Genomic DNA, 19,679 nt, shown 5'->3' with positions numbered 1-19,679 from the left:
AGAACCGACAATGAGCACACCCCTCGATACCCTCTGGTACACCCACAGCCCGGTGCCTACCGGCCTTGGCATCGCCGTGCAAAGCGGGCGCCTGGCCGAAGCCTTCCAGCCGCTGGGCACCTCGATCCAGTCGCTGCGTGAATCCAGCGAGCGCGAAGTGCGCGAAGCCCATTACGACCATCACCTGCGCAACTCGGTGCGCCACGGCGGCAACATTCCGGCCATCTGGGCCTACGCCAGCGGCGTGCAGACCCGCGTGCTCGGCCTGAGCTGGGCCGATGAGGTGCAGTTGATCCTGACCACTGAAGACAGTGGCGTGCGCACTGTGCGCGACCTGAAGAACCGCCGCTTCGGCCTGCCGAAATGGGCCAACGTGCAGATCGACTTCACCCGCGCCCAGGCCCTGCGCGGGCTGGAGAACGCGCTGAAGCTCGAAGGCCTGAACGTCGCCGATGTCGAGCTGGTCGACTACCCCTACGGCGGCACCCACAGCGATGAGCAGGTCACCCATGTGCATGGCGCGGCGGTGACCCTCGGCGTTAACCGGGTCAGCCGCCGTAACAACGAGCTGATCGGCCTGCTGCGCGGCGATATCGACGCGATCTTTTTGAAAGGCGCCACGGCCCTGCAATTGGCCCACGAGTTCGGCTTGCGGGTGGTGATCGACACCGGCTCCCACCCTGACCCGCTGATTCGTTCGAACAACGGCACGCCGCGCACCCTGACCGTGGATATCAACCTGCTGGAGCAGCACTTCGGTGCCTGCAAGCGCATCGTTGATGTGCTGCTGCGTACCGAGCAATGGGCCTGGGCCAATGCCGATGAAACCCGGCGCTACCTGGCCCGTGAGTTGAACACCAGCGAGTACTGGGTGGCGGCGGCCTATGGCGAGGATGCCCATCGGCGCTTGCGCACCACGCTCGATGGGCGCTCGATCGAGGCGTTGCAGGACTTCACTGACTTTTTGCATCGCTGGGACTTTATACCGCGACGCTTCGATGTGCGTGACTGGATTGATTTCAGGGTGCTGGAGGCGGTGATCGGCTCGACATCGCGGGTGGCGACCTGAGGGTTTTTGGGGCTGCTTTGCAGCCCATCGCTGGCAAGCCAGCTCCCACAGGGTTGGTGATTGCTGCTGGAGCAGCAGGCATTCCACAGCCCCCTGCTGAATAACTAGCAGTCACCGCTAAAAAACCCAACAAAACCCTTTAAATACAACACGATACAAACATGGCACAAACCCTGCTCTATCCCCTGCAACTGCACATCCGGGGAGACCAGCAGCATGCACACACTTAACCCAATCGCCAAAGGCATCGGCCTGAGCATCCTGCTGGCCAGCCAGTCGGAACTGCTCAGGGCCGAAGACAACACCAGCACTACACCGGCCCTGAAGACCGTTACCGTCACTGCCCAGCACCGCGAAGAGACCCTGCAGGAAGTGCCGGTGGCGGTCACCGCGGTACAAGGCAGCAGCATCACTGCCGACGGTGTGCGCGCCATGGGCGATATCACCACCTTCATCCCCAACGCCTCGGCGAAGAACCCCGACGGCGATGGCCGCCCGCGCTGGTACATTCGCGGCCTGGGCACCGGCGACACCGGCGCCGCCACCGTCTACCCGGTGGGTATCTACGCCGACGACGTCTACCTCAATGCGCCGGTGGCCGGCGGCGGCCCGCTGTTCGACCTTGAGCGCATCGAGATCCTGCGCGGCCCGCAAGGCACCCTGTACGGCAAGAACACCACCGCAGGCGCGGTGAACATCATCTCCAAGAAGCCGGGCTTCGATACCGACGGCTTTGGCACCCTCGGCTTTGGCAGCAAGAACGAGCGCATCTTGAGTGGCGCCATCGGCGGCGTCCTGGTCGATGAGCGCCTGGCAGCAAGGGTGTCGCTGTACTCCGAAGAGCGCGATGGCTTCACCCATAACCTGACCAACGACCAGACCTACGGCGACGTCAACAAGAAGGCCGTGCGCGTGCAGTTCCTGGCCAGGCTCAACCCTGACCTGGAAGCGCTGTGGAAAATCCACGGGCGCCAGTTCAAGGGCGATGGCAGCAGCGGTTCGCTGCCGCTGGGGCGCTACTACAACGTCGGCTACCAGCGCCCGGAAGGCCGGCGCATCGAGCTCAACGTCGATGAAGATGCCAAGCTCGACCACAACGGCACCTCGCTGACCCTGAACTGGGACATCGGCGACTACAAGCTGACCTCGATCACCGCCTACGACTATATCCGCAACCAGCAACTCAGCGACGCCGACTACACCCCCTATGAAGTCAACGGCGCCGCCGACAGCGACAACCGCTACGACCAGTATTCCCAGGAATTTCGCCTGGCCTCGCCGCAACAGGAAACCCTGCGCTGGATGCTCGGCGCCCACTACTTCCACGAAACCCTCGACAGCAGCGCCCTGCGCACCGTCACCCCGGGGCCTACGCCCAATGGCACTGGCTCCAACCAGACCGGCGGCACCGTGGACTTTCGCGACCTGAGCTACACCCACAAAACCGACAGCTACGCGCTGTTCGGAAATCTCGCTTACGACTTGACCGACAACCTGACGGTGACCGGCGGCCTGCGCTGGACCACCGAGAAAAAGGATATCGACCTGGACCTGGTGCAACTAACCCGCGCCACTGCCAACGGCCCGCTGATCCCGCTGACCGCCAGCGGCAGCAACGGCTCCCAGGAAGAGGCCAAGCGCTGGGATGCCTGGACCTACGACCTGACCCCCGAGTACCGCATCAACGACAACCTGCGGGTGTTCTTCCGCTATGCCCATGGTTTTCGTTCCGGCGGCTTCAACACCGGGCTGTCGACCAGCCTTGCGCAGTTGACCACGGTCGATCCGGAAGAGCTGGATGCCTACGAGCTGGGCCTGAAATCCGAATGGCTCGACCATCGCCTGACGGTCAACGCCAACCTGTTCTACTACGACTACCAGGACATCCAGGTCAACCTGCTGACGGTCAACAACGGCATCCTCACCACGGCGTTGACCAACGGCGCCAAGGGCAAGGTCAAAGGCGCCGAGCTGGAGCTCGAAGGCCAGCCGACCGACTACCTGCACCTGCGCGCGGCGCTGTCGTTCCTCGACACCGAATACACCGACTTCAAGAACACCAACCCCACCACCGGCGCGGTGACCGCCGACTACAGCGGCAACAGCTTTGTGCGTTCACCGCGCTACGTGGTGTCGCTGGGCGGCGACTACACCATCCCGCTGGAGGTCGGCGGCAAGCTGGTGGCCGGTGCCGATGTCAGTTTCCGCGACCGCGAGTACTTTCTGGCCGACCGCCAGAGCAGCGCCGACCAGCCGCTCAACCAGCCGCACTACACCCTGGCCAACACCCGCCTGACCTGGTTCAGCCCGGATGAAAAGCTCAGCGTCACCGGTTTCGTCAATAACCTCACCGACCGCCGCTACCAGGTCCATGGCCGCCCCAACGGCACCGCCGGCCAGTACGTGATCACCTATGGCGACCCGCGCACCGTGGGCCTGAGTGTCACCAGCCGGTTCTGATCGCTGCATCCTTTTTGCCTTACAGGAGTCTGTTCCCATGTTCCGACCTACCCCCTTGGCTGGCGCCATCGCGCTGGTCATCGGCGGCTTCGGCGCGCCCGGCGTTTACGCCCAGGCGCCGGGCGCCAGCGACAGCAAGCTCGACACCGTGGTGGTGGTCGGCACCCGCCGCAGTGATCTCACCGCCCTGCAGAGCGCGGCCCCGGTGGATGTGCTCAGCGCCGAGCAGTTGCAGGAAACCGGCGCCCAGGATTTGTCCGGGGCGCTCACCGCGTTGTCGCCGTCGTTCAGTTTCCCGCAGTCGCCGCAGGGCGCCTTTGCCGGCTCCATCGCCCAGGGCGCCTCGTTGCGCGGCCTGGCCTCTGACCAGGTGCTGGTGCTGGTCAATGGCAAGCGCCGCCACAGCAGCGCCAACGTCACCCGCCAGGGCCTGGCCAACGGCCGCGGCGCGGCGGCGGTGGACTTGAGCCTGATCCCGCTGAGTGCCATTTCGCGGGTGGAGATCCTGCGGGACGGTGCTGCCGCCCAGTACGGCTCGGACGCCATCGCCGGGGTAATCAACATCGTGCTCAAAGAGAACGACGCCGGTGGCAACCTCGGCTATCGCTTCGGCGGCTACGCCAAGGGCGACGGCCTGCAGCGCAAGCTCAGCGGCTGGAAGGGCCTGGCGCTGCCCAACGATGGCTTTCTCAACCTGAGTTTCGATGCAGGCAGCCAGGACCCGGCCAGCGACACCCGCGCGGACAATCGGATCTTTTACCCAGGCTCCACCAACATCAATACCGAGCGCGAACAGAACAACCGCTACCGCACCTGGCACTGGGGCTCGGGCAATGTCTCGGACCAGTACAACCTGGTGGCCAACAGCGAGATTGGCGTCGGCGACGGCCTGACCGCCTACGGCTTTGCCACCTACGCGCACAAGAACACCGACGCCGAAGGCTTCTTCGACCCGCCGACAACCCTGCGCAACAACTACGCCAGCGTGGCCCTGCAGCGCTACCCGGACGGGCGCCTGCCGATCACCCGCTACAACCTCGAAGACTACGCCGTGACGGGTGGCCTGCGGTACGAAGACGAACACCTGGGCAAGTTCGACCTCGCCGCCAACTACGGCAACGACTCGCTCAAGTCCACCGACCGCAATGCCATCAACCCCAGTTGGGGCAACGCCAGCCCGGCGAAAATCTACACCGGCGAGCGCGAGAACGAGCAGACCAACCTGACCCTGGACTGGGTCCGCGACTTCCCTACCGACCTGCTGGCCAGGCCGCTGACCCTGTCGGCGGGCCTGGCCTGGCGCAAGGAGAACTACCGCCTGAGTGCCGGCGAAGCGGCCGGCTGGCAGAACGGGCCGCTGTTCAACACCCTCGATCCGCTCACTGGCCGGCGCATTCCCGGTTACTACGCCGGCATCACCCAGGTCGATGCCGCATCGCTTGAGCGCAAGGTGTTCGGTGCCTATGTCGATGTCGAAGGGCAGATCACCGACAAGTTCCAGGCCGGAGTCGCGGTGCGCTCAGAGCACTATTCGGACTTTGGCGACACCACCAACGGCAAGCTCTCGCTGCGCTACGACTTCACCCCGCAGATTGCCGCGCGCAGCAGCATCAGCTCCGGCTACCGCGCGCCGTCGCTGGTGCAGAGCGGGCTGTCGTCGTTCAGTGTGCAGGTAGTCGAGCAGCCTTCGGGCAGCGGCAATTGGGTCGAAGTGCAGCAGCGCACCCTGCGCGCCGACAGCCCGGAGGCGGCCTTGCTCGGCGGCCGGGCGCTGAAACCGGAGGAGTCCACCAACCTGTCGCTGGGCCTGGTCTGGCGCCCGCTGGCCAACGCCTCGGTGACCCTCGATGCCTACCGCATCGATATCGACAACCGTATCACCCTCTCCGACCAGCTACCGGGCAACGTGGTCGGGCCGATCTTTGCCGGCACGCCCTACGCCAATATCCAGAGCGCGGCGTTCTACACCAACATCGCCGAAACCCGCACCGACGGCGTCGAACTGGCCGGGCAATACCAGTGGGACTTGCAGCAGTTTGGCCGGCTCAACCTCAACGCAGGCTTTGCCAAGACCCGCACGCGGATCACCGAGTTGCGTGATGTCGGCGGCATCAGCGGCGAGCAGATCGTCGGCCGCACCACCCAGGGCCTGATCGAGCACGGCACGCCGGAAGATAAACTGACCTTGAGCGCCAACTGGCTGTATGAGAACTGGGGCGTGACCCTGACCCAGCGCCGCTATGGCGAGTGGCAGAGCTTGAACAGCAGCAACCCGAACCTGGACCAGACCTTCAGCGCGCAGTGGATCACCGACCTGGACCTGAGCTACAGCTTTGACCAGGGGCTGAAATTATCGGTGGGCGCGATTAACCTGTTCGACAGCCATCCGGACAAGCTCGAAGGGCCGCAGTTGTATGGGGTGCCGAAGTATTCGATTACCTCGCCGGAGGGGGCGCAGGGGGCGTTTTACTATGCGAGTGTCAGTTATGACTTTTGAGGCTTGAAAACCATCGCGGGGCAAGCCCGCTCCCACAGGGTGGACTACCCCTGTGGGAGCGGGCTTGCCCCGCGATAGCTACATTAGTAGTAAGCGTTTTCTTTCTGACTGTGGTCAGTCACATCACGCACACCCTTGAGCTCGGGAATACGCTCGAGCAAGGTCCGCTCGATGCCTTCCTTCAAGGTCACGTCGGCCTGGCCGCAGCCCTGGCAACCGCCACCGAACTGCAGCACGGCAATGCCGTCCTCGACCACTTCGATCAGGCTGACCTGCCCGCCGTGGCTGGCCAGCCCCGGGTTGATCTCGGTTTGCAGGTAGTAGTTGATGCGCTCGTTGACCGGGCTGTCTTCGTTGACCATCGGCACCTTGGCGTTCGGTGCCTTGATGGTCAGCTGGCCGCCCATGCGGTCGGTGGCGTAGTCAACCACGGCGTCCTCAAGAAACGGAATGCTGACCGCGTCAAGGTAGGCGGTAAAGGTCTTCAGGCCCACCGCCTCGTCCTCCGGCTTCTCTTCGCCCGGCTTGCAGTAGGCAATGCAGGTTTCAGCGTAGGTGGTGCCCGGTTGGGTAATGAAAATGCGAATGCCAATACCTGGGGTGTTCTGCTTTTCCAGCAGATCGGCCAGGTAATCATGCGCGGCGTCGGTAATAGTTATGGCGCTCATGGAAGTTCCTCACAGACTTGTCGGCAGTTTACGCCAACCTGGCCGCCGAACAAAGTCCTAGTAATTCTGTCAGGAAAGGGTTACCGCCACCGGCGTGCCGCGCCGCGCCTCGAACCAGTCGCTCATGCGCCGGTACAAACGCTTTTCCAGCAGCAGGTAACTGGCCCACGACAACCCGGCGATCAACGGTACACACAGGGCGAACACGGCATAGGGGCTGAGGTTCAGGCGCTCGCTGGCAAACCAGCCGGCATACAGCACCAGCACGTGGATCAGGTACACCGAGTACGAGCAATCGCCGAGCGCCTTGAGCAGGCGGTTACCCTTGAAGTACGGCTCCAGGGCAATGCAGGCGAAGACGATCAGCGCGCTCGGCACACCCCAGTGCAACAGGCGCATCGAGGCATCCAGGTGATAGATTGCCAGACCCGCCGCCGCCAGGATCGCCAGCGGCAGCCACAGGCCCTGGGCGATCCAGCCACGGCGGTAGAGCACGCCGATGCCGATACCGAGCAAAAATTCATAGACGATATTGTTGCGGTAGAAGTGATTGAGCAGCCCGGCGCGGGTCAGCACCTCGCTGACCAGCAGCAAGGCCACCGCCACCAGCAACAGCCGGTGTTGCTGGCGGACCACGAACACCAGCGAGAACAACAGGTAGAAGAACATCTCGTAGTTCAGGGTCCAGCCGACATTGAGGGTCGGGTACTGGCCGTAACCGCCGGGGTTCTCGGCCGGAATGAACAGCAACGACAACAGAAAATGCTCAAGGTCGATGGCCTGGTGCGGCATCCACTGGCTGGCGGCGACCAGCAGCAAGGCCATCAGCGCGGTGTAGAACCAGTAGGCCGGCACGATGCGCAGCGCCCGGTTGAGCAGAAAGCGCCGGGCCGGCATGGCCTTGTCGCGGGTCGACAGGTAGATCACCAGACCGCTGATCACGAAGAACACATCCACGCCCACGGCCCCGCGGTCAGTCAAGAACTGTCCAATCGGGCCACTGGCATGGAAGTCGAAGAAAATCTGCATGAAGTGATGGCAAACCACCACCCAGGCGGCAAGCGCCCTTAAAGCCTGAAGCGAATACAGCATCCGGTTACCTGCGTCTTAAGTCCCACTCAAGCCCCGGCCGGAACCGGGGCCGCATGAGAGCTCGGACCACAGGTTGCCGGGAAAGGTCAGGCGACCTTCCCGGCGGTCATCGTTACAGGTTCTCGTAGCGGTTCATATCGAGCACGCCCGACTCCACCGCGTCGGTCTCCTTGATGTAGCTGTTGAGATCGTGAAAGTACTGCCAGAACTGCGGGTGGCTGCGGCGCACACCCCAGCGCATGACGATGCGCTCGAACCTGGCGGTGTCATCGCGCGCCGCTTCAAGGTCTTCGACGAACTCCGGCACATCGCTGGCCGGGACGTTGAACATGAAGTTCGGGTAGCTGCTGAGCACGCCCGGCACCAGGGTCAGGGTGTCCAGGCCCGGCTGGTAACGGTAGGCTTCGCCGAGCATGAAGGCGACGTTGCTGTGCGCGCGGTTGCGCAGCAGGCTGTAGACCTGGCGCTGGCCGCCCTGCCCTTCGATGCGCAGCATGGTTGCTTCGGGCAACTGGTTGATGACCTTAAGGCCCGCCGCCGGGCGCGATACCAGGCGGCTCAGCGACTGCTCGACATCCCGGAACTCCTCGCTCATTTGCGGCCGCGAGCAATAGGCGCCCTGGCAGCGGTTGATCGGGTCGGGGGCGGCGTTGAGGCTGCCGGTGCGCTGGATCAGCTTGAGGCCGAAGTCACGCTTGGGGTCGCGCTTGTCGAGTTTCAGCGCGCTCGGGGTGTTGGTGTCGATGTCCTCGTAGTCCATCCACATCTTCACCTTGCCGCTGTTCTGGTACCAGTCGCTGAGGATCGTACCGCGGGCATCGGCCGGCATCAGGCGCAGGAAGTTGACCTCGGCGCCATTGCGAATCAGGTCGAAGTACAGCCGCGTCTGCGCCTGGTGCGAGACGTTGCCGTAAACGTCGAAGTTGACCGCCAGCTGGTAGTAGGTGCGCTCGAACAGCGGGTAGTCGAACAGCCAGATGGTTTTCGGCACATCACCGATCAGGCCCTTGCTCACCGAGGCGCTATCGAAGTGCCGGAAGATGGTCAGCAGCGCGTTGTCGTTGCCGGCCCAGAGGCTCGACCAGCTCGGCGGCGGCACTTCGGCGTAGGCTTCGCGGCGCAGCTTTTCGTACTCGTTGCGCTTGTCGCGGTAGGCATGCCAGAGGGTCAGGATGCTGCCGACGTCGTCGATCTGCCCGGGCATCGCCAGTAGCGGCGTAGCCTGGCCGCGGTACTCGGCATCGGTCAGATAGCGGTCGTGGGCCGGCTCCTGGAACAGCGTCCAGAAGTTGTCGCGGATCACGTCGGTGGCAATCTGGCCACGGCACACCGGGCCACGAATGAAGGTGCGCACGAAGTACTCGGCGTTATCCAGCATGAACTGGTAACGGGCCACCGCCGGGATCGCTTCGAAGGTTTCGAACGGGTTGGCGCGGTGGCGCGGGCCGTAGCCGGGCAGCGCACTGGCGTGCCAGTCGCCGCTGTAGAACAGCTGCTTGACGCGCTTGAGCTTCTGCGGGCCCATGGGGTAGGTGATGTGGGTTTTATGCACGATCACGCCCTGCACCGGCATCAGCCGGTAATAGAAGTCGGTGCCCGGCGGGTCGTTGGGCCGGCGCGTGGCGATCAGGTCGATCGGCTGGCCGCTTGGGGTGCGCGAACGCACCCACTGGAAGAAGTGCCCCTGCTCGCCGCCGACAAAGTGAATGTGGGCGAGGAACAGGTGCTCGTACAGCCAGCGGCCAACCAGCGCTTCGGTCGAGCCCGGACGGTTGAGCAGTGCTTCCCAGTCGGCAATTTGCGCGGCCTCCCTGGCGCTTGGCTGGATCGGCTCGTGCTCCACCGGCGCACCGGCCGCCAGCCAGCGCTGCAGGGTCTGGTACTGGGCATCGGTGAGACCGGTGACCGCCAGCGGCATGCCCTCTTTGGGGTGCGCGCCTGCATAAACGTCGAACTCGCCGGGCAACGGGCACATGTTGTTGCGGTTCAGGCCCAGGACGATCTCCTCGGGCAACTTGGCGTTGGGCGTCAGCGGGGTCTTGTGGCCCAGCTCGAGCATCCGCGCCATCAGCGCAGCCTGGCTGCCCTGGTTGTCGAGCACCGAGTAGAAGCCCTTGCGCTGCCAGCCTTCAGTGCTGGTGGCGTCGTAGAACAAGCGCGTCGGCGCGACCGCCGTGCTGCGTTCGCCCTGGTACACCGGCACCTTGGAGGCACCCCGCGAGGCGCCCTCGGCACTGCCCAGGTTGAGCTGGCAGGCAGCGTCGTTGCAGGCGTGGCAGGCCACGCATTTCTCGGTGAAGATCGGTTGGATGTCCCGGGTATACGAAATAGCCGAGCTTGATTGAGGGGCTTGCCCCAACGCTACGCTGCTGATGAACAGAGCGAAAGCGCCGGCAAGTAAGCGATGCACCATGTGCCGAATGTCCTGGGTATTGATAGCTTCACGATTCTACCGGTGCTGGCGGCGTGCCAACATGAATGAAATTCATGTAAATCTTCAACACGTCTAAAAACCGCGCAGCTTTGTTATTATTCCGCAACTTTTGTTTTTGCCCGACCAGGTAGTCCTATGTCTGACCGCAGCGCTCGTTTCCAAGCACTTCAGCAAGCACTCAAAGAGCGCATCCTGATTCTCGATGGCGGCATGGGTACTATGATCCAAAGCTACCGCCTCGAGGAACACGACTATCGTGGCACGCGCTTCGCCGATTGGCCAAGCGATGTCAAAGGCAACAACGACCTGTTGCTGCTGTCGCGCCCCGACGTCATCGCCGCCATCGAGAAGGCCTACCTGGACGCCGGCGCCGACATTCTCGAAACCAACACTTTCAACGCCACGCAGATTTCCCAGGCCGACTACGGCATGGAGTCGCTGGCCTATGAGCTTAACCTTGAAGGCGCACGCATCGCCCGCCAGGTCGCCGACGCCAAGACCCTCGAAACCCCGGGCAAGCCGCGCTTCGTTGCCGGCGTGCTCGGCCCGACCAGCCGCACCTGCTCGATTTCCCCCGACGTCAACGATCCGGGCTATCGCAACGTCACCTTCGACCTGCTGGTAGAAAACTACCTGGAGGCGACCCGTGGCCTGATCGCAGGCGGCGCCGACCTGATCCTGATCGAGACCATCTTCGACACCCTCAACGCCAAGGCGGCGATCTTCGCCGTGCAGCAGGTGTTCGAGGAAGACGGCGTCGAATTGCCGATCATGATCTCCGGGACCATCACCGACGCCTCCGGCCGCACCCTGTCGGGGCAGACCACCGAAGCGTTCTGGAACTCGGTGCGCCATGCCAAGCCGATCTCGGTGGGCCTGAACTGCGCCCTCGGCGCCAAGGACCTGCGCCCCTACCTCGAAGAGCTGTCGAGCAAAGCCGGCACCCATGTCTCGGCGCACCCTAACGCCGGCCTGCCGAACGCCTTCGGTGAATACGACGAAACCCCGGCCGAAATGGCCGTGGTGGTCGAAGAATTCGCCGCCAGCGGCTTCTTGAACATCATTGGCGGTTGCTGCGGCACCACCCCGGGGCATATCCAGGCGATTGCCGAAGCGGTAAGCAAATACCCGCCACGGGCCATTCCGGACATCCCCAAGGCCTGCCGGCTGTCGGGCCTTGAGCCGTTCACCATCGACCGCAACTCGTTGTTCGTCAACGTCGGTGAGCGCACCAACATCACCGGTTCCGCCAAGTTCGCCCGCTTGATCCGCGAAGAGAACTACACCGAAGCACTGGAGGTCGCCCTGCAGCAGGTCGAGGCCGGCGCCCAGGTGATCGACATCAACATGGACGAAGGGATGCTCGATTCCCAGGCGGCCATGGTCAAGTTCCTCAACCTGATCGCCGGTGAGCCGGACATCTCCCGCGTACCGATCATGATCGACTCCTCCAAATGGGAAGTGATCGAAGCGGGCCTCAAATGCATCCAGGGCAAGGGCATCGTCAACTCGATCTCGATGAAGGAAGGCGTCGAGGCCTTCAAGCATCACGCCAAGCTGTGCAAGCGCTACGGCGCCGCCGTGGTGGTGATGGCCTTCGACGAGGTCGGCCAGGCCGACACCGCCGCGCGCAAGCGCGAGATCTGCCAGCGCAGCTATGACATCCTGGTCAACGAAGTGGGCTTTCCGCCCGAAGACATCATCTTCGACCCGAACATCTTCGCCGTCGCCACCGGCATCGAGGAGCACAACAACTACGCCGTCGACTTCATCGAAGCCTGCGCCTACATCCGCGATCACCTGCCCTACGCCCTGAGCTCGGGTGGTGTTTCCAACGTGTCGTTCTCGTTCCGTGGCAACAACCCGGTGCGCGAGGCGATCCACTCGGTGTTCCTCTACCACGCGATCCAGAATGGCCTGACCATGGGTATCGTCAACGCCGGCCAGCTGGAGATCTACGACGAGATCCCGCCGGCGCTGCGCGAACGGGTCGAGGACGTGGTGCTCAATCGCACCCCGGAAGGCACCGACGCCCTGCTGGCGATTGCCGACGATTACAAGGGCGGTGGCGCGGTCAAGGAAGTCGAGAACGAGGAATGGCGCTCGCTGCCAGTTGGCAAGCGCCTGGAACATGCGCTGGTCAAGGGCATCACCGCCTTTATCGTGGAAGACACCGAAGAGTGCCGCCAGCAGTGCGCGCGCCCTATCGAGGTGATTGAAGGCCCGCTGATGAGCGGCATGAACGTGGTCGGCGACCTGTTTGGCGCCGGCAAGATGTTCCTGCCCCAGGTGGTCAAGTCGGCGCGGGTGATGAAGCAGGCGGTAGCGCACCTGATTCCCTTCATTGAACTGGAAAAAGGCGACAAGCCCGAAGCCAAGGGCAAGATCCTCATGGCCACGGTCAAGGGCGACGTGCACGACATCGGCAAGAACATCGTCGGCGTGGTGCTCGGTTGCAACGGCTATGACATCGTCGACCTCGGCGTCATGGTCCCGGCCGAGAAAATTCTGCAGACCGCCCGCGAGCAGAAGTGCGACATCATCGGCTTGTCCGGCTTGATCACCCCGTCGCTGGACGAGATGGTCCATGTTGCCCGCGAAATGCAGCGCCAGGACTTCCACCTGCCGCTGATGATCGGCGGCGCCACCACCTCCAAGGCCCACACGGCGGTGAAGATCGAGCCCAAGTACAGCAACGACGCGGTGATCTACGTCACCGACGCCTCGCGCGCGGTGGGCGTCGCCACCCAGTTGCTGTCCAAGGAACTCAAGCCAGGCTTCGTCGAGAAGACCCGCCTGGACTACATCGAGGTGCGCGAGCGCACCGCCAACCGCAGCGCCCGCACTGAGCGCCTGAGCTACGAGCAGTCGATTGCCGCCAAGCCCAAGTACGACTGGGCCGGTTACCAGCCGGTGGTGCCGAGCTTCACCGGCGTCAAGGTGCTGGAAAACATCGACCTCAAGGTGCTGGCCGAGTACATCGACTGGACGCCGTTCTTCATCTCCTGGGACCTGGCCGGCAAGTACCCGCGCATCCTCACCGACGAAGTGGTCGGCGAAGCCGCAACCGCGCTGTTCAAGGATGCCCAGGAAATGCTCGCCAAGCTGATCGACGAAAAGCTGATCAGCGCCCGCGCGGTGTTCGGCTTCTGGCCGGCCAACCAGGTCAACCATGACGACATCGAAGTCTATGGCGCCGATGGCCAGCCACTGGCGCACCTGCACCACCTGCGCCAGCAGACCATCAAGCCGGACAACAAGCCGAACTTCTCCCTGGCCGACTTCGTCGCGCCCAAGGAAACCGGTATCACCGATTACGTCGGCGGCTTCATCACCACCGCCGGCATCGGCGCCGAGGAAGTGGCCAAGGCTTACCAGGACAAGGGCGACGACTACAACTCGATCATGGTCAAGGCCCTCGCCGACCGCCTGGCCGAGGCCTGCGCCGAATGGCTGCACGAGCAGGTGCGTAAAGACTACTGGGGTTACGCCAAGGACGAGCACCTGAGCAACGAAGCGCTGATCAAGGAGCAGTACTCGGGTATCCGCCCTGCCCCGGGCTACCCGGCCTGCCCCGACCACACCGAGAAGGAAACCCTGTTCCGCCTGCTCGACGGCACTGCCATCGGCGAAACCGGCCCCAGCGGCGTGTTCCTTACCGAACACTTCGCCATGTTCCCGGCGGCGGCGGTCAGCGGCTGGTACTTCGCCCACCCGCAAGCGCAGTACTTCGCCGTGGGCAAGGTCGACAAGGACCAGGTGCAGAGCTACACCGCGCGCAAAGGCCAGGACCTGAGCGTGAGCGAGCGCTGGCTGGCGCCTAACCTTGGTTATGACAACTGAAGCTTCAAGCTACAAGCTACAAGCTGCAAGAAGGCGCACCAGCTTCTTGTAGCTTGTAGCTCATAGCTTGCAGCTACCGTCTACACTGAGGGGGATGCCTTTTACAAGGAGCCCCTCATGGACGAACCCGCCCAAGGCAAACCCCCGACCTTCTGGCAGATGCTGCAAAGCATCCTGGCAGCGGCCTTCGGGGTGCAGAGCGGCAAGAACCGCGCCCGCGACTTCAACCACGGCAAGGCCAGCCACTTTATCGCGCTGGGCACCGTGTTCACCTTGCTGTTCATTCTGGTATTGATCGGGCTGGTGCAACTGGCCATGCACCTGACCGCCCGCTGAAAAGCAGTCCGCCCGCAGATGTCCATTCTGCGGGCGGTTCACTGTTACCCATCGGGTGATGTCACTGGTGGCTGACCCAATACACGGCGGTCACTACCACGAGGATGATCAGACAGAGTATCGCCCAGGCATCGACACTGCTGTCAGGCTTACCCGCTTTGGTCGAATTTCCCATTGCATTGCCTCTTGTTGGGGTTATGGGAATGCATGTCACCCGTAGCAGTTAAGTTCAGCAATGGCCATTGCTCAAGCAGGGGTTTTCACTGTTCGTCGGTTGCAAGCCCCATTTGCTCACGGGTCAGTTGTACCAACAGGTCCTGCTCGGCCGCTTCATAGGTGTCGCGCAAGTTGTTGGCCTGTTGGCCGTAATCCGGTGCATCAACGTCCAGAGCTTCCTGGCGTTCAGCGAAACGGTCACTCAGGGTGCTGAAACGCGCAGGATGCCGATTGCGCAGGTACGACTGCCAAAACGTCCGATCACTGATCGATTGCACCATCAATGGCCCGTCGAACTCACTCTGCAACAGTGTCCTGGCGGCACGGTAATGTGCTTCGGTAAGACCGCAGACATCGGCGTATAACATGGTGCGGGCCACCGGCGGCAAGTTGAACTCGGACTCGAACCGGATGCACAACGCCAGGTAACCCTCAATCTGCTCGCCGCCAGGCAAGCGTGAAGCATATTCGGCAAGTACCCCGCGTTGAAACAACCCCCGGGCCAGCCCCAGCAACTCAGCGCCTTCGGCCTGACCGTTCGCGACCCTGGCCTCAGCCCTGAACAGCAAGACCTCCTCCTCCAGCAAGGCAAACTGGGCGATCACCGCATCCCGGCAGCGTGGCTGCTCGGCGACCTCGAACAGGCGTTGGCGCAACGCCTGGCTTTCGCTTGCTGCGTCAAGCAGTGTCCAGGCCCGGTTCCTGAGAACCTGCGGTACCTGCTGGGCATCAGCAGTTGAGCCCAAGCGTTCGATGATCACAAACAGCGGCCCTGACCTCTGTTCAGCCTTCAGTTGCTGCCACTGCGCACGGCGCACATCACTGACACCCGATAGCAGAAAGTCGGCCTCAGCCGGAATACCCACTACAGGCCCCCAACCTCCAGTGGCAATAGCCTGTATCAGATCCATACGCTCAATACCGAAATCCACTACGCCGCCTTCGAGGTCGCCCGCCTGGCCATCTGTCTGCAACTGTTGTTCATCAATGAACTCCAGAAGCCTGTCACTACTGGGCATGTCCAAGGGGTTTCCCTCCAGGCCAATCGCAGCAGCGCGTGTGCGATTGGTTGCCGCCAGCCAGAGCTCTGGCAGGGTAGTAATCCGATTACGTTGCAGGTAGACGTTTTCCAAGTGGTTCAAGTGCTCCAGCCCACGTGGCCACGCGCTGATTTCGGTACCGATCAGGCCCAGGATGCGCAGGCGCGACATGCCCGATACATCAGGCGCCCGGGTCAAAGGGTTATCGCTCAGGAACAACTCTCGCAGCCGGGTAAAACCTGCCAGTACCTCGACGTCTATGGCATCCAGGACGATCCGGTTGCTGTTCAGGCTCACGCTACGCAACTGGCGCCTGGTACTCAACACATGCAGCAACCGGACTGAATCGAGCTCGCATTCACTCATGTACAGGTTCTCCAGCCTGGGCAGCGCTGCCAGCCGGGTGTAGGCCTGGGCATCCAGGTTCAACCTGTTGCTGGACAGGTCCAAGGTGCTCAGTTCAGTCAGGCGGGTGATTTCCTCCGGAACGGTGGTCAGGTTGGTGTTCGGCAGCGAGAGAGTATCCAGTTCGGGGAAGCTGGCCAGAAATCCCGGCGGCAAACTGCCCAGTTGCACGCTGTCCAGCTCCAGGTGCAACACCGAATCCATCTGGCAGCCAAGTGTCGGCAAGCTTTGCAGTTCAAGTTCCGACAGACTCAGGTGCAGGCCCATCCGCTGGCGCGGTGCCCGGCCGAAAGATAACGGCGGCTCCTGGCGTTGCCAGCAGCTACGGATACGGCGCGCAGCCTCCAGGTGATCACGATGGGTACCGGCCCAAGCGGTCAGGTTCTGGTCCAGGGCCTGGTAGTCACGCTCAAGCTGCGCCACCCTTGCTTGCAACTGTTCGATGCCCACCTCTCGTTGAAGCTGGGAAAGGTAGTGACTCGCACGTTCGTCATTCATCTGCGGGTACAACTGGCGGACGCGACTGCGAAGGTTGACATCGGTTCGTAGCCTGCCAACCGCGCTGCCGCCACCGCGCAGACCAAGGCCGGGCCTGAACCAGGGATGCACCGCCGGGGTGCTGATGATTCGCGCAACGCGCGGGTGGTCGGCAAGGGCCAGCTCGGCGAGTCGTGCGCCCAGCACTTGGCTGTCGTGTATTTGCAGGGCCATGCTGAGCCGTGCCCGGTCCGGCAATGCCTTGAGGATGGATGCAAACAGGTTGTGCTCGCCTTTACCCGGCAGATTGTTCAGGCTCAGGCCGTTGCCATCGTAAGCACGAATCCCCCCAGCCTCGCGCACCAGGTACTTGACCTCGCTCGCCGTCGCTGGCCCCACGGTTTCCAGTTGCACCCCCGACGTCGAGCCAACCCGCAGCTCCAGGCGCAAGTCGTCTGGCCAACCCGGCAAGAACTCCAGCAAACGCAGGGCCAGGCGGTCGCTGTCATCGCCGTGCAATGCCGGGCGGCACACGCCCTCGATTGCCTGCGAAACCCTAGCCTGGCTATTCAGCACCTGTGCCTGCTCGGCCAGGCGCAGGGGAATCGGCTGGTCGAGGTCACTCAACTGCAAGGCTTCACGGCGGGTGGCCTGTCGGTACAACGCCTCGACGCTGCGATTGGGCAGGTAGGGAAAGCGGTCTTTCAGGCGCTGCAGCGGCGGCTCGAGCGTACGGTCGGCGCGCATGCCGAGGAGGATTTCGGTCCTGTTGACCTGCAACGTTTCGACCATGCGAGCACGCAACACCTGCAGCGCATTACCCGTTTCAACGCTGCTTCCCATCATCTGCCTGAACGTCGTCGGCTGCATTTCACGCTGGATGGCCTGGGCAAGTTTGCCCTCAAGGATTTCGTCATCAGACACTTTGAGCAAGACACTGTCCGCGTTCACCACCCCATACACCGTCGAGTTACCGCTCAACTGCGGGCTCTGGAAACGCTCAAGCACATGAGTTTTCGGCCAGCCTTCGATCTGCTCGAGGTAATTCAGGTGATAGCTGGTCTCTGCGGACAGGCTGCGACCTTCGCCTATTGCCACGATGGCGCCCTCTACCTTGCGTTCGTCCTGCAGGTGGTCAAGGATGTCACTCAGGGCCATTGGTGCTTCTGTGCCTTGCACGTGAACTTGCAACAGGCTTTGCTCGCTCACTCCCGACGCCTTTAGCGCGTATTCAAGCTCGAGTTCGTCCAGGCCATGCGCGGCCCCGCCCAGGTGCTGGAGCAACTGACGGCGTGACCAGGCCAGGGGATTATCGCCTTGAACCTGCCAGGCGCCTTGCCCGTAATGCTGCACCTGGGGCTGGTAAGCATTGGGCTCGCGTGCATGGGCGATTCGTTGCGGGTCCTGATGGCTTTGCTGATAGTGCTTGCCATCGCGCCGCCAATACCGCCTGCCCGCATAGGTATGCTGTCCGAACTCATCAGGTGGGGATTCAGGTGCTATCGGCACCTGTGTCTCGTATCCTTCCAGGCCAGGCCGCCAAAGCCGTTGTTGGCCATCCGGCAGGCTCACCTCGACCAGCTCGTCGACGACCTTTGGGGACGGCGCCACCACCTTCGCGCCCACCAGCAGGCCGGCTGCCAGAGCGACATTCAGCGCCACCGACTGTAAATGCGCCAAGGCCTGGGCCTTGTCGCCATCCCCCCAGTCATGGGCGCCCTCGAAAACGTCCTCAATCAGTTGCACGCCTTGCACGACCGCCATCACCTCTCCCAGCCCCGGGACAAAGAATGCCGCCACATTAAGCAAGTTCAGGCCCAGGCTTTGCCAATACGCGATCCGGCTGTGACGAAGTTGCTCGTCGACCTCCGCACTGGGGACTGCGAGGACTCTGGCATCGGCTTTGATCCGAGCAACATGCTGGGTGTAGAGAGCGGCAAACAGCGGTGCATGGACCACGGTTTCTCTCAGGTGCAAATTGGCCTGCGGATCGTTGATCGTCCAGCGCAGCCCGTCGGCACCGGTAACGGTAGTCTGCAGATTGAGCTTAAGACGGTGGCGGAAGGTCTGCCGGTCGGCCTGCGGCACAAAGCGGATGAAATCATCGACGAAGGCTGTATCGCGCAAGCGCTCGCGCAGGTCGGCCTTGAGCAGTGCAACCGAGCCATACTCCTTGAGTACGGCGCCTGGCACACCCGGCAGATAGAGTGACACCGGCTCCACTTGCTGGCTGCTGTCGCGGTCCGGCCCCAGCACCAGTACGTCGCTGAGGGCGATACCGAACATCTGCAACTGGCTGAATCGTACATGCTGGCCAGCCCGGGCCTGCGCAATCAACTGCAACAAGCGAGCGTGGGCCGTCTCACTGATCCAGTTGCGCAGCAAGGCAACATGGCTATTGACCTGCAATCGGTCAGCGGTGGCAGTCATCCATGCACGGCCTAGCACCTCTCGGGTAGTAGGTGATTCGTAGATTTGGGCGAGGTGCGCCTGGTACTGGCCGCCCAGGTCGAGCTCATGGCAGAGCGCGGCAAACGCCTGGGGGGTTACGCTCAGGGTGCTGGCGAAGCCGAAGCTGACCGAAGGAAGCGAATCTTCGCTGGCCCCGGGTACCACGGTCAGTGCGAACGCATCCACCGGCGCCAACGCGCTGCGCTTGTCGAACCGGGTGTCCTTGTCAAAATTCTGCAAGGCCGCCTGCAAAAGCGTGTACTGGATGATGTCAGGGTCCAGTAGATTGTTAGCGCCAGGCTGGAACTGCACGAGATTGTTACGGCTGACATCGATTTCAACCTGGTGTGTGGCTTGCAGGCGCGCCCGTAGTCGCGGCTCGCTGAACTCGGTGATGCCTTGCAGACCCTTCAAGGCCTGCGCAAGGGCTCGCGCGGAGGTACGGCTGGCTGCCTGGCTGGCCAGCAAGGCCTGCTGTCGAGCCTGGGGGGCATCGCTGAACCAGGCTGGCTGGCGCTCGGCCTGGTTCTGCGCACCCAGAAAGAAGCGGCGCAGACGTGCAAAATCATCGGCGGTCGAATGTTTGACCCATTCAGGTAATCGATCGCGGATGAACTGCGCGTGGCGAGAGGTGGCCGCAGGGAGCGTAGGCGTATTCATAGAGTCACCGGTATGAGTAGATAAGCCAGTT

General features: G+C 62.8%; 9 protein-coding genes. 5 read left to right on the top strand and 4 right to left on the bottom strand.

Going from position 1 to position 19,679, the window contains the following annotated elements; all coding sequences use genetic code 11:
- Positions 1–10: 10 nt before the first annotated feature.
- From ABIE20_RS00270 to ABIE20_RS00260, 3 genes are all read left to right on the top strand, one after another.
- Entirely contained in the window at positions 11–1,069 is a 1,059-nt protein-coding gene (locus ABIE20_RS00270) for an ABC transporter substrate-binding protein (protein ID WP_429501761.1), read from the top strand.
- A 216-nt stretch (positions 1,070–1,285) separates the two neighbouring features.
- Positions 1,286–3,529, top strand: a complete 2,244-nt coding sequence (locus tag ABIE20_RS00265) for a TonB-dependent receptor (protein WP_429501759.1) — start codon at positions 1,286–1,288, stop codon at positions 3,527–3,529.
- 37 nt (positions 3,530–3,566) lie between these two features.
- Positions 3,567–6,026: a TonB-dependent receptor plug domain-containing protein gene (locus tag ABIE20_RS00260; protein WP_429501757.1), complete on the top strand. Its 2,460-nt coding sequence runs from the start codon at positions 3,567–3,569 to the stop codon at positions 6,024–6,026.
- A gap of 83 nt (positions 6,027–6,109) precedes the next feature.
- Here ABIE20_RS00260 and nfuA read toward each other — a convergent pair whose 3' ends face one another.
- The 3 genes from nfuA to ABIE20_RS00245 all read right to left on the bottom strand — a co-directional run bounded on the left by nfuA (position 6,110) and on the right by ABIE20_RS00245 (position 10,199).
- Entirely contained in the window at positions 6,110–6,694 is a 585-nt protein-coding gene (nfuA, locus tag ABIE20_RS00255; protein WP_045198594.1) for a Fe-S biogenesis protein NfuA, read from the bottom strand.
- A gap of 69 nt (positions 6,695–6,763) precedes the next feature.
- On the bottom strand, positions 6,764–7,786 hold the full coding sequence (locus ABIE20_RS00250) for an acyltransferase family protein (protein ID WP_429501754.1): 1,023 nt from the start codon (positions 7,784–7,786) through the stop codon (positions 6,764–6,766).
- Between the two features lie 112 nt (positions 7,787–7,898).
- On the bottom strand, positions 7,899–10,199 hold the full coding sequence (locus tag ABIE20_RS00245) for a fatty acid cis/trans isomerase (protein WP_429501752.1): 2,301 nt from the start codon (positions 10,197–10,199) through the stop codon (positions 7,899–7,901).
- 156 nt (positions 10,200–10,355) lie between these two features.
- Between ABIE20_RS00245 and metH the strand changes: the two genes are divergently transcribed.
- Positions 10,356–14,063, top strand: coding sequence for a methionine synthase (gene metH / locus ABIE20_RS00240; RefSeq protein ID WP_429501750.1), 3,708 nt, complete (start codon positions 10,356–10,358; stop codon positions 14,061–14,063).
- A gap of 117 nt (positions 14,064–14,180) precedes the next feature.
- Positions 14,181–14,399, top strand: a complete 219-nt coding sequence (locus ABIE20_RS00235) for a DUF2970 domain-containing protein (protein ID WP_010223692.1) — start codon at positions 14,181–14,183, stop codon at positions 14,397–14,399.
- Positions 14,400–14,659: 260 nt separating this feature from the next.
- Here ABIE20_RS00235 and ABIE20_RS00230 read toward each other — a convergent pair whose 3' ends face one another.
- A complete protein-coding gene (locus tag ABIE20_RS00230; RefSeq protein WP_429501747.1) occupies positions 14,660–19,648 on the bottom strand; it encodes a dermonecrotic toxin domain-containing protein in 4,989 nt (1,662 codons plus the stop codon).
- Positions 19,649–19,679: the final 31 nt, after the last annotated feature.

This window comes from Pseudomonas sp. 2835, from assembly GCF_050435905.1.
Lineage (GTDB): Bacteria > Pseudomonadota > Gammaproteobacteria > Pseudomonadales > Pseudomonadaceae > Aquipseudomonas.
Note: the sequence above shows the minus strand (reverse complement) of the source record. Positions and strands in the feature narration are given on the sequence as shown.